This window comes from bacterium (genome assembly GCA_021158245.1).
Lineage (GTDB): Bacteria > Zhuqueibacterota > QNDG01 > QNDG01 > QNDG01 > QNDG01.
This window is the reverse complement of the sequence record JAGGVB010000106.1, coordinates 1-12,778: the sequence shown is the minus strand read 5'-3', so window position 1 is coordinate 12,778 and position 12,778 is coordinate 1. Positions and strand designations below refer to the sequence as shown.

At 39.0% G+C, this 12,778-nt stretch carries 11 protein-coding genes; all 11 read left to right on the top strand.

The window, feature by feature from the left end:
- The coding region (locus J7K93_06255) for an SIS domain-containing protein (GenBank protein MCD6116597.1) at positions 1-364 on the top strand (364 nt) is incomplete at its 5' end.
- A gap of 165 nt (positions 365-529) precedes the next feature.
- Positions 530-2,581 (top strand): BatA and WFA domain-containing protein, encoded by a 2,052-nt coding sequence (locus J7K93_06250; protein ID MCD6116596.1) that lies wholly within the window; start codon positions 530-532, stop codon positions 2,579-2,581.
- A gap of 52 nt (positions 2,582-2,633) precedes the next feature.
- Positions 2,634-3,887: a GTPase HflX gene (gene hflX, locus J7K93_06245; protein ID MCD6116595.1), complete on the top strand. Its 1,254-nt coding sequence runs from the start codon at positions 2,634-2,636 to the stop codon at positions 3,885-3,887.
- Positions 3,859-5,229 (top strand): sigma-54-dependent Fis family transcriptional regulator, encoded by a 1,371-nt coding sequence (locus tag J7K93_06240; protein MCD6116594.1) that lies wholly within the window; start codon positions 3,859-3,861, stop codon positions 5,227-5,229. Before hflX ends, J7K93_06240 begins: the two co-directional genes overlap by 29 nt.
- A 374-nt stretch (positions 5,230-5,603) precedes the next feature.
- On the top strand, positions 5,604-6,881 hold the full coding sequence (locus J7K93_06235; GenBank protein ID MCD6116593.1) for a BamA/TamA family outer membrane protein: 1,278 nt from the start codon (positions 5,604-5,606) through the stop codon (positions 6,879-6,881).
- Between the two features lie 142 nt (positions 6,882-7,023).
- Positions 7,024-7,872 (top strand): hypothetical protein, encoded by an 849-nt coding sequence (locus J7K93_06230; GenBank protein MCD6116592.1) that lies wholly within the window; start codon positions 7,024-7,026, stop codon positions 7,870-7,872.
- A 62-nt stretch (positions 7,873-7,934) separates the two neighbouring features.
- On the top strand, positions 7,935-8,915 hold the full coding sequence (locus tag J7K93_06225; protein MCD6116591.1) for a DUF4097 family beta strand repeat protein: 981 nt from the start codon (positions 7,935-7,937) through the stop codon (positions 8,913-8,915).
- A 64-nt stretch (positions 8,916-8,979) separates the two neighbouring features.
- Positions 8,980-10,680 (top strand): hypothetical protein, encoded by a 1,701-nt coding sequence (locus J7K93_06220; GenBank protein MCD6116590.1) that lies wholly within the window; start codon positions 8,980-8,982, stop codon positions 10,678-10,680.
- Positions 10,681-10,697: 17 nt separating this feature from the next.
- Positions 10,698-11,489 (top strand): DUF4097 family beta strand repeat protein, encoded by a 792-nt coding sequence (locus tag J7K93_06215; protein MCD6116589.1) that lies wholly within the window; start codon positions 10,698-10,700, stop codon positions 11,487-11,489.
- Between the two features lie 4 nt (positions 11,490-11,493).
- On the top strand, positions 11,494-11,976 hold the full coding sequence (locus tag J7K93_06210) for a hypothetical protein (protein MCD6116588.1): 483 nt from the start codon (positions 11,494-11,496) through the stop codon (positions 11,974-11,976).
- A 387-nt stretch (positions 11,977-12,363) separates the two neighbouring features.
- On the top strand, positions 12,364-12,778 hold a 415-nt coding region (locus tag J7K93_06205), incomplete at its 3' end, for a hypothetical protein (GenBank protein ID MCD6116587.1).

The window sequence follows — 12,778 nt, the reverse complement described above, 5'->3', positions numbered from 1 at the left end:
CAGAAAGGCTCTTCCTGCAATTGCACTTACAACTGATACGTCAATTTTGACTGCTGTTGCAAATGATTTCAGTTATGATCAGGTTTTTACACGTCAGGTTGAAGCTCTCGGGAAAACAGGAGATGTAATAATAGGAATAAGCACAAGCGGCAAGTCTCCCAATGTTTATAATGCTGCTGTTTATGCAAAAAAAAGAGGCATGAAGGTAATAATCCTTGCAGGACAGGAGTTTACTCCTCTGTGCAGAGAAGCAGATGCTGCAATCAACGTTGAGAGCGTTGAAACTCCGCGTATTCAGGAGGCACATATTACAATTGCACACATAATCTGTAATTTTGTAGAGCGGTATTTTGCGAAGTTATAAATGAAGAAACTGATTTTCAGACGGTAAGTATGATACACAGAAAAAATTATTAAGGAGAAAGTATACGACTCTGATTTTGAATTTTTCATCCTGTCGGATTGTTCATTTTGCTGCCGTGTATGGCATTTCCGATTTACGATATAAATACTGATAAGTTAAAATAAAATGATCCAGTTTTTACACACATCATTTCTCTACGGGCTTGCAGCCTGCACCATCCCGGTTATTATCCATTTCTTTGCAAAGAGAAGAAGAAAACATGTAATTTTCAGCAGCCTTATTTTTCTGCAGGAGATGAAAACCAGGCACCTGAAGTTTTTGAGAATACGCGAAATACTAATTTTAATTTTAAGAGTGCTGATCATAGCTTTTATTGTACTCAGTTTCAGCCTGCCTGTGATTAGAAACAGAAGGCTTGGCGAGGGTACAGGTTCTATTTTAATAATGATGGATAGATCTCTCAGTATGAACAGGGAGAGTGTTTTTGAAAAAGCAAAGGATTACGCATGTAAAATCATAGGGGATTTAAGATTAACAGGGGACGTTTCTCTAAGTTTTTTCCCTGATGAAAAAGAGAGGATTTTAAACGGCGCATCAAATGATCTTATCTCTTTTGTAAAGAGACAAAAAGTTTTGTTTGCAAAACCGGATATCTCAAAAGAGCTGAAGAGAGTTCAGGACTATTTTAAACAGAAAAATATTCTTAATAAAGAGATAGCAGTAATTACAGATTGTCAGGCATCAACATGGAAAGATGAAAACGGATTTTTTTTAAAGAGTGGTTTTAACGGCAGTGTTTATGTGATCCCGGTTAAGGGGCCAACTGAAAACAGTGCAGTAACCAAAATTATGGTGCAGGAATCAATTATTAGCATGAACTCTATGGCAGATGTTTTTATTACAGTCAGAAATTTCAGTAAGACACCTTTAAAAGATATTATGATTCGTATGATTGTTGATGACAAACCTGTTATGCAGAAACTTGTTTCTCTTGCCGGAGGAGAAAAGAGAACATTGAAATTTGAGATTGGCAATCAGACTGAGGGGTGGCACGCAGGTGAAATCAATATAGATCAGGATGATTTTGATTTTGATAACAAAAGGTACTTCTCCTTTTATATCCCTGTAAAGGGAAGAGTTTTCGTTGCGGGAAAGAGCAGAGAGGATGTGTTGCCTATCAAACTTGCCATTGATCCGGATAAGCAGACTAACAGATGTGAGATGTTTTATTCAGGCAGAACAGGATGGGCTGACAGCCTGAATTTGTGTTCAGTACTTATATTTTCAAATTACCCTGCATTTTCTGCAGAAGAAAGCGGAAAAGTCTATGATTTTATGAAAACAGGGAAGGGTGTGCTGTACATTCCAGGAAATGATGTGGATTTAAGAAATTTAATGTCAGGTGATTTCTGGCCAGGGTTAAACTGGGTGATAACCGGAAAGGAAATAACAAACAAATTACAGGGCAGGTATTTTAAAATAGGGAATGTGGATTCAGGGCATCCACTGTTTTCAGGAGTTTTTAAAAAGAGAACGGAAACAAATGTCCTTTCACCTGTTGTTTTTAAAAGATTAAAATTAAATGTCCGGTCCGGAGTAAATATTATATCATTTACAGACAGATTTCCCTTTCTTGCCGAGTCTGCAGCAGGAAGAGGAAAATTTCTCTTTTGTTCAACAGGCCTGCAGAGTGACTGGTCTGATCTTACGTTTACAGCGCTTTTTCCAGTACTTATAAACAGATCTGTCTCTTATCTGTCTGTAAACAGATTTTCCCAGGGCCGAAATTTTTATACTGGTGAGTATATCAGTAAGGCCATTGACGATAGTCAGAATCTGAACAAATACAGTGTGATAAATCCGGCAGGAGAGAAATCGCTGCTTATGGTTGAGCAAGAGCAGGAAAAGGGAATCCTGAATATCGGCAGGGAGTGGCAGAACGGCAGTTATTCGATCCTGAAAGATAATGCTGTATTTGAAATTTTTACTGTTAATACTGATCCGGCAGAATCGGATTTATCGGTTATTGCATCTGAAAAATTTAAAAATATTTTCCCTGAGGCAAGTGTTAAAACTATTGACCCGAATGGAAATATTTTAAAACAGATAGAAGATGATCGTTCCGGTATTCCGTTATGGAGATATTTCCTTGCTGCTGCACTTATTGCACTTTTTATAGAGATGTATTTATCTCGTATTAAAAAAGAGTATAAATAGAAAGGATTTTTTTATCTACCCTACAGAAGGTAAAAACAAAAGAGAGAGCACATTGGCAGTAGGAGTTGTGCTTAAAAAAATGAGCAGAATCAGGGAGGAGGAGAGCCTTGAAGAACTGGTTTCTCTTGCAGAGACTGCTGGTGCGGATGTTAAAAAGAAGGTAATACAGGCACTTGCAAAGCCCGATCCAGCAACTTTTATCGGCAGCGGTAAGGCCGAAGAGATCAGGGAAGCTGCAGAGAAGCTGAATGTGGATTTTCTGCTTTTTGATACTGATCTTACGCCTGCGCAGGTAAAGAATCTTGAACAAATTTTTGATAAAAAAATAATAGACAGAAGCGGGCTTATACTTGATATTTTTGCAAAGAGGGCAAGAACAAAGGAAGCAAGGCTTCAGGTTGAGCTTGCACAGCTTAATTACTATCTGCCGCGGCTGACAAGAGCGTGGACTCACCTTTCAAGGCAGGAGGGCGCAATTGGCACACGAGGCCCCGGGGAAACCCAGCTTGAAGTTGACAGGCGTGCAATTAGAAGAAGAATTTCGAGCCTTGAGCGCCAGCTTGCAGTAATTGAGAAACAGCGCATTGTAAGGCGGAGAGGAAGAAGAGATATTTACAAGGTTGCATTGGTAGGTTACACAAACGCCGGTAAATCAAGCCTTCTTAATGCACTCACCGGATCTGATGTATTTGTTGAAGACCGGCTTTTTGCAACACTGGATTCTACAATACGCCGCTTCCGGCTTGAAGAAGGAAAGGATGCCCTGCTGATTGACACAGTGGGATTCATTAAAAAATTACCTCACCATCTTGTGGCATCCTTCCGCAGCACCCTGAAAGAGGCGGAGGATGCTGACCTGCTTCTCCATATTGTTGATGTAAGCACTGATGTTTTTGAGGAGCATATTGAAGTTGTAAATGATGTACTCAGGGAGCTTGGAATACATAAAAAGCCCCGTATAACAGTTTTTAACAAGATAGATGCAGGTAGCGGCGGAAATATTGACGTGGCCGGCCTGCGTACTCGTTACAAGCCTGCGCTTTTTACTTCTGCAACAAGGGGGATGGGGCTTCAAGATGTTAAAAATCAAATTTTAAAAATACTTATGACACGGGAAAAAGAGGTTAGTATAAAGATATCGGTTAATGATTCAAAAACAATCGCAAGAGTGTATGATCTTGCCAGCGTTATCAGTACTGAATATGAAGACGATGTGGCAATAATAAAATTCCGTGCTGAACAGGGGATCTATGAAAAAATAAAGAGGCTGACAGACCATGAGAAAAACATCGATATTGATAATTGACGACGAACCTCTGATAAGGTCGTCGTTAACAGGATTGCTTTCTGATATGGGGTACGAAGCTGATGCTGCTGAATCCGGACGAAAAGGAGTTGAAGAGTACAACCGGCAGAAGAGAGATATTGTGCTTCTTGATGTTATGCTTCCTGATACAAGCGGTGTTGATGTACTGAAAGAGATACTGATTCTTGATTCTGATGCAAAAGTTATTATGATGTCAGGGCAGGCCGATATTGCAACTGCAGTAACTGCAATCAGTACAGGCGCCTTGAATTTTCTTGAGAAGCCGTTAAACCCTGACCAGCTTGTAATCAGCATTGAAGATACTGTAAAACGTATTCGTCTTGAAAGAAAAGTTTCCAGCCTGGAAGAGATCGTAGATTCCGAATATAGGATAGTAGGCAATTCTGCTCCGATTAAATCATTACTGGAGATTATTAAAAGAACCGGACAATCGGAAGCAAAGGTTTTGATTTTCGGTGAGAACGGGTCGGGCAAGGAGCTTGTGGCAAGAGCTATTCACAAAGAGAGCAGCAGACGAGACGGCCCGTTTATAAGCCTTAATTGTGCGGCAGTACCTGAGAATCTTGTAGAGAGTGAACTTTTCGGTTATGAAAAGGGAGCATTCACAGGAGCTGTAAAACAGAAAAAGGGAAGAATGGAAGAGGCTGACGGAGGTACGCTGTTTCTCGATGAAGTAGGTGATATGAACCTTATTACTCAGGCAAAGCTGCTCAGGGTGCTTGAAACTAATGAGGCTGTCCGTGTGGGAGGGACAAAATCGTTTTCATTTGATGTGCGCATAATAGCGGCAACCAATAAGAATCTTGAAAAAGAAATATCAGAAAATAATTTTAGGGAGGATCTGTTTTACAGGCTCAATGTAGTACCTGTAACTGTACCTGCTCTCAGGGAGAGAAGAGAAGATATACCTGTACTTGCTGAATATTTTCTGCAGAAGATTATTCAGAAGAGCGGAAAAGGGATGATGGAGCTGGATAAATCCGCCACGGATGTTCTTTCAAGATATTCATGGCCGGGTAATGTGCGGGAGCTTAAGAATTTGATAGAGCGTATTGTTATCCTTAGTGATGATAAAATAATCGGAGAAGAGACAGTGCGCAGAGTGCTTCCTGAAATTCAAAGCACTGGAACATCAGAACATGTCCGCAAATTCCGGTTTGAGCAGGACAAACCGCTTCGCGAAATTGTAGGTAATTTTGAAAGAGAGATAATAGAACAGGCTTTTAATAAATGTAATGGAAATATTTCGCAGCTGGCAAAAATGCTGAAAACAGACAGGGCTAATCTGTACAGAAAGCTGAGGAATTACGGTATTAAATAGACGTGCTTCGACAGGCTCAGGGTACAGGCTCAGCAGCATACGACAGGCTTTCTCTTTTGAACCCCCCGTAGGGGTGAGATTAATTTGTAGAGCAGAAAAAAAGACAAGGGACAAGTCCCGTATGGACGGAATAGATGAAGTTTCAGAAGGCAATGCCTATTCTAATTTAAATTTGTGTCATATCTCTACAATGTGTATTTCTGCAACAGTGTCCATTCACTACAATTAAGCTCCGTGTTGGTGTAAACTGAAAACTCCTGATTTGTGTAACATCTGAATAATTAACAAGTTAAGACGATATAATCCTGTACAAATGTCTATGGCACACCAATTGCTTTATATAGTTCGGCAACTTAATGAAACAGGAGGTTAAAATGCAGTCGAATACGACAAAACAGATTCTTTTTCTAATTGTTTTTGCAGTGGTTCTTGTGCTTCTTATGGGTATCATTGTAAAAAAGAGCGTACATTCTCAGACAATTCAGGGAGTGAATTCATTACGGAGTTTCAGCAATTGGGACTGGAACAATGATGAAGATAACTGGGATGCAGGAAATCCTTCATCATGGATTTCGAGATACAACAGGGTCGAAGGTTTATTTTCCGGATATTCGATCAAAAGGGACTACTGGGAAAAGAGATATCCCCAAAAAGCTTTTTTATACGGATTTACAGGATACAGCTTTGCAGCAAAGGAGATTGAGTATCAGCTTGGCCTTGAGAAAGGATTTTTTAATAATTTCAGATTTGGTTTCGGCGGCGAGTACCACAGAATGGTAGATACTCCTGACAGGTGGATAATGCCTGAGCTTGAAAATTCTTTGGCTGCATTCTTTTTAAAAGAAGATTTTAACGATTACTATTTCAGAGAAGGAGGCAGTTTTTATATAACTCAAAGAATTAATGCCTATGCTAATTTCAAGCTCTCCTACGAATATGACATACTCGATTCATTAAAAAAGAATACTGATTGGGCACTTTTCGGTGGAAAAAAGCACTTCAGAGAAAATCCCCTGATGACTCCCGGAGAGATGAACTGCATAAGAGCAAAATTTGTTGTTGACACAAGAATAAATAAAGATGATAATCCTCAGGGGTGGTATGTTCAGGTTGAAGGTGTAAAAGCTGGCAGTAGTATGGGAGGTGATTTTAATTTTGATCATCTTGTACTTGACCTTCGCAGATATCAGCCGTTAGGTTATGATGAAGGATTATATTTCAGGTTAAGGATGGGTACGGCAAACGGTGAACTGCCGTGGCAGTACAGATTTTATCTCGGCGGAGTATCTACAATGAGAGGCTTCCCCTTTAAATCCATGCCCTCAGGGCCAATGTCTCCAGGCGGTAACAGAATGTTTCTTGCGCAGCTTGAATATAATATAGGAGAAGACACATTCCCTGATGATTTTGATCTCGGTTTTTTAGATATGTTTAATGTGATTGTATTTACAGATGTCGGTTGGGTAGGGAATGCAGGCTCAGAGACAAACTTGTTTGACGGGTTTGACGGCTTGTCAGTATCAAGTATAAAGAATGATATAGGAATTGCACTTGCAAACAGAGACGGTTCGGTACGTCTTGAAATTGCAAGGCGTACTGATACAGGCAGGAAACCATTTAATATTCTTTTCAGAATTAACAAAGCCTTTTAAAAAGCAGCAAGGTAACTTTTTGTATGGAATGTTCGTACAAAATAGAGAAGAGGAAACATTTTATGAACATATCTGTCTGTTTTAATTGAAGAATTATAGTTATTGATAATTATTTTATAGTATATAAAAGAAAGGAATTCGTATGAGAGGTAAAGCAGGACTTCTCTCGCTTGTGTTTCTCGTGATTGGATTGGATGCTTTTGCAGGAAACGGGGATCTTAAACAATACAGAGAAACATTTGATCTTGCAGGGTCTGATAAGTACGAAATATTTATAGATGTTGACGCTGCTGAAGTTTCAGTAGCAAAGTATGCGGGAATTAAGCAGGTCTCTGTGTTTATGGAATATGAAGATGAGATATTCAGAGAACGTGTCAGGTTTCAGCCTGAGAAAGGCAGATTGAAGATAATTTTAAAGAGCCATAAAAGTATATTTAAAAATAAGGACACTCATGCCAGAGTTGAAATACTTCTGCCTTCAGATGTGAACCTGTTTGTGGATGCCAGGATTAAAGCAGGTGAAATCAATATGGATCTAGGCGGTATATCAATGAAAGAGCTGACTCTGCGTAACTGGGCAGGTGAAACATCAATCACTTTTGATGAACCCAATCCTGTTATTATGGATTTTCTGGATATTAATGTGAAGGTCGGTGAGATGTCAGTTGAGAACCTTGGCAATGCAAGGGCAAAAGAGATTGATATAAACAGCGGTATAGGAGAGCTTATAGTGGATTTCAGCGGAGATCTTGTTGACGGGACAAGGGCAAAGCTTGATCTGGATATAGGCGAGGTATCAATTACAATGCCTGATAATGCTGGTGTGAAGATGAAAATAGGGGGATTTTTTAAGTTTTTATCTGCAAAGGATATTGACCCCGATTTTTACAGAAGAGGTGCATATTACTACAGCGATGATTTTGAATCTCAAAAAAAGAAAATTTATGTTAAAGTAACTCCGGGACTTGGTGAACTGTCAATAACCCGCTGATACAATTAAATGTTTTGTTAAAGCATCCAATTTCCCTTTTGGGGAAATATTGAGGAGGAATTATGATATTTAAAGAGATCAGCAAGAGTTTAATAATTTTTTGCCTGCTTTGCCTCTCAGCGGGAGTGTATGGCGAAGAAGTCAGTAAAGAAGAAGTTAAGACAATCCCGTTAAATCCGGGAGGATCAGTAATATTAAAAGCCAATGAAGGCGATGTTGTTGTAAATACATGGTCAAAACCGCAGATTCGAATTAAAATGGTTAAAAGGGCGTGGGGAAGAAATAAAAAAGAAGCACTCCGTAATCTGAAAAAGATATATGTAGATATAAACTCATTCGGCGATAGAGTGATAATAAAGGAAAAGAACAGAAGAGAATCATCGGTTTTCCATTTATTCGAAATAAATTTTCACAGATACGGATGGAGAGTTGATTTTGAATTGACAGTACCGAAAGAGACCAACGTTAAGATTGAGTCTGATGAGGGCGGTGTGAAAATTTCCGATGTTGAGGGTGAAATAATGGTCAAAACTGATGAAGGTGATGTGAACCTTGAGCAGATTGTGTCCAATTCTATCCAATTACAAGCAGATGAAGGCAGCATTGATTGTTCGGACATTAAGAGTAACTCAACAGGATATTTCAAAGCTGATGCTGATGAAGGAGATTTTACGCTTTACAATTCGCAGCTGCACGAAATTGATGTCAGATGTGATGAAGGCAGGATTACTATTGAGAAAACATCTGTAGCTAAATTCTGGCTTAATTGTGATGAAGGAGATGTATCAGTATCTTTTATCCCGTCTGATAACGGACAATATGAGATTGAAACTGATGAAGGAGATATTGATATAGGGATTACGGAAGAATCTAACCTTAAAGTGATTCTTAGAAGTGCAGATGGAAGGATACGGAATGATTTTAACCTTCCAAAATCAAAAGTGGATGACGGGGAATCCCTTAGGGGAGTTATTGGAAAAGAGCGTGCTGTTTTGCGGGCGCGGTCAGATGAGGGGGATATAAGGTTGTTTAAAAATAATTAATTTAGCACCGGAATTGTACTGATTTTGAAGTTGTTTATTATTATAGAGAGGGCATGTACCTGAAATGAGAAATGCGATATTAATAATTTCATTGTTTTTCACATCTTTTCTAATGGCACAGAATGAAACGGTTGTATCTTTAAAAGATTTTTCGGAAAGAGATTTTGCAAGAATTGTCTTTCAGGTAAATAATGATATGGAAATTACTGTTAAAGCAGCAGGCGTATATAAACGCAGGCGTGATTACAGAATGTATGCAAAGGCGTGGATTCTAAGAAGCAGGGACAGAAGCCTTGTATGGAATATGACAAGAGATAATTCAAAAACAAGAGGCAGATACATTGCTGAGTCAGATGAAAAGATTAAATTAATTCCCGGATGCTATGAACTCTATTTTGCTGTATCTCCTCAATTAAATTTCGGATTAAATACACGGGATTTTGGTGATTTTCTTATCGGAGTTTTGCGCAGCTCCCGCAGCAGAGATAGAATAAATACCATTCGTAAAAGGTGCGGAGTAGAGCTTGTTATTAAACCGGAGGAAAGCGGATATGTCAAAGTGATAGATAGCGGCAGTTTTAAAAAACCTTCTGTGCGTTTAAGCCCGGCAGATGACAATGAATCCTGTTCAAAGGGATTTGCTATAGATAAAAGTGCAAGATTCCGTGTTTATGGAATCGGTGAAGGCACAAACAGAACTATGGACGACTACGGCTGGATTATTGACGAGACCAGGGGAAAGGTAGTCTGGAAAATGGATTTTCGCAGAACAAAACCGGGGGGCGGTGCAGAAAAGAACAGAGAGATTGATGAAATTATTAATCTTGATCCCGGATACTACAAAGTTTATTTTGTAACAGACGGATCACACTCCTTTGAAGAATGGAATGAGATGCCGCCGTATGATCCCTATTTTTACGGTATTACCCTGTGGCCTGAATATTCAGATTCAACAAAAATATTACCATACAAAGATGAACTGAAAAAACGAAATTTGGTTAATCTTACCAGAGTAGGCAGAGACAGATTTGAGAAAGCCGGCTTTACCTTAAAACGTCCTCTTGATTTGAGAATTTTAGCCCTTGGAGAATATTCGGGAAGAAGTTTTGCAGATTATGGATGGATAATTAACAGGGATACAAGAGAAGTAGTCTGGAAAATGACCCGTTCCAATACAATCCATGCAGGAGGAGCCGGAAAAAACCGTATGTTTTTTGATACTGTAAAATTCGATTCAGGCAATTATGAAGTGATGTACATAAGCGATGGTTCGCATTCATTCAACAGATGGAATGAGGCTCCGCCTTTTGATCCGAGCGCCTGGGGTATACATGTGTGGGCTGCGGCAGATGATTTTAATCCGGGTTGGGTTGTTGAAGATGCTGATTATGAAGATACTCTATCTCTCGTAAATATAACAGAAGTTGACAATTCGGAACACAGGACTGCATCATTCAGATTAAGTTCCAATCAAAAGGTGAGGATATATTCTGTCGGAGAAGCTGATGGCACTGATGAAATGTATGACTACGGATGGATTGAAGACCAGCACGGGAATATCGTATGGAAAGCAGAGTATGATTATACAAAGCCTGCAGGCGGAAGCAGAAAGAACGTATTGATTGACACAACAATTTATATTGGGCCCGGCATTTATACTGTACATTATAAAACAGACGGATCGCATGCATTCGGCAGGTGGAACGACAGGCCTCCCAATGATCCGGAATATTGGGGGATAGGTGTCTGGAAATGTAGAAAATAATACATAAGGAGAAAGAGATGTTTAAAAAGAAAAGTCTGGCCGTTGTTGCTTTAATATCTTTTTTATCTGTAGCCGCTCTTTATGCTGCAAAAGAAACAAAAACAGTTCAGAAGGATATTGATTTTATCTCAGGCGGTAAAATTTCAGTAAGCACAGTTAACGGGAGCATTAAGATAAATACCTGGGCCAAATCTTCTGTGCAGGTCTTTGCAGATATTACTGTTAAATCAAGCTCGATGCGTTATACTAAAGAGATGATGGACAGAGTAAAGATAAATGTTAACAAGATTGACAACAGGCTTGAGATCAGTGCTGACTATCCAAAAAAGAACGGCAATTTTTTTGACTGGATTTTTGGGAAAAGAGTTAATGTCAGTGTATGCTTCCGTATTACTTTACCTCAGAAAAGCGGTTTAAAGTTAAGAACTGTTAATGGCGGAATAACAGTAGAGAATGTTGACGGCTCTGTCCGTATGGAGAGTACAAACGGGAGGTTAAGGGGAGAAGACTTAACAGGCGGCCTTTATGCTAAAACAGTGAACGGCAGTATAAATGTAATTGTAAATCCAAAGTCTGATAACAGCGGAATTACTCTTAAATCAGTAAACGGCGGAATTAAGCTCTCCATGCCTGAAGGTGTTAAAGCAACTCTTAGTGCATCAACTGTAAACGGCAGTATAGGAAGTGATTTTGATGTAACAATTAGCGGGAAATATGCCAGTAAAAAAGCCAGGGGTGAAATTAACGGAGGTGGTGCAAGAGTGAGTATTTCCACTGTTAACGGAGGAATATCAATAAGGAAGGAATAGAATTATGAACAAAAATCGTGATACATTGGTATGGGGTATTTTTTTGGTTCTTGCAGGCATAATATTCCTGGCAGGTACTTTAAGTGATTATGGACTTGAAATGTTATGGCCGCTGTTTCCTCTTGCAATAGGCCTTGCATTTATTATTAAGTTTATTTTTAACAGGAAAAATATTTCAGGCTTAATGCCGGGATCACTTTTAACAGTTGTGGCGCTGCTTCTTTTTTACTGTAATTCATACGGCTGGAACAATATGGAGAATTTGTGGCCGGTTTTTATAATTGCTCCTGCAGTTGGTTTTTTTGCATTGTATTTTGCCGGGCAGAGAGAAAAATCCAATATTATAAGCGGTTCTGTTCTTGCAGGTATAGGAATTCTTTTTCTCGTTGCGAATTCAAAACTTGGACAGTTTTGGCCTGTCATATTGATAGTCATAGGAATTATCCTTGTTGCTGCAAACTGGAAAGTTCGTGGTGAAAAGGAGTGATTTTTGAGTTGAAAGTTATAAAGTTATAAAGTTGAAAGTTATAAAGTTATAAAGTTGAAAGTTATAAAGCGCTCCCTTGAGGCGCTGTCTCTGTAAAGCTCATTCCGGTTTGAGATTTGCATATGCTGGTAAAAAGACATTATGCCCCCCTTGAGGGGGACCATAGGGGGTGTACCATTCATGCAAAATCCGCAAATCAATCCAAACCCCACAAATGGGTGACATTATTGCTAATCTACCAAAGCAAAGCCTTTAAAATTATTTTCGCCCCAAGTACAGAGACAGGATAGCTATTCCGGAATATAAATTTTTGCCATAGAAATGTACTTGACTTTTTAATTTCCGGAATTAACTTATATAGTTAATATAAGGAGAAAGAGGAGAAAAATGAATAAAAATAATTACAGTAAATTAATAATTTTTATAGCTGCCTTTGTTATATTTTCTCAGCAATCTATTTCTGCAAAGACAATTACGTCTTTGAATAAGTTTTTGAATTCACTGCCTGTAAAAAAGGTCATTTTATTAAAGGCAGAAGAGCCATTTAAAGAAGAGTATGAGGTTGTACTTAATCAGCTGTTGGATCACAAAAATATTTCAGGTGCTACATTCCCTCAGAGGATTTTTGTCTCTTTTGTTGACTCAGCAGCCCCTGTTGTTCTGATTACAGAAGGGTACAGCTGCGGGAAAAACCACTTAAGAGAGTTAAGTGAAATATTGGGAGCAAATCAGATTCGCGTGGAGTACAGATTTTACGGAGAATCCGGGCCTGATTCAATTCCATGGAAGTATCTGAATTATT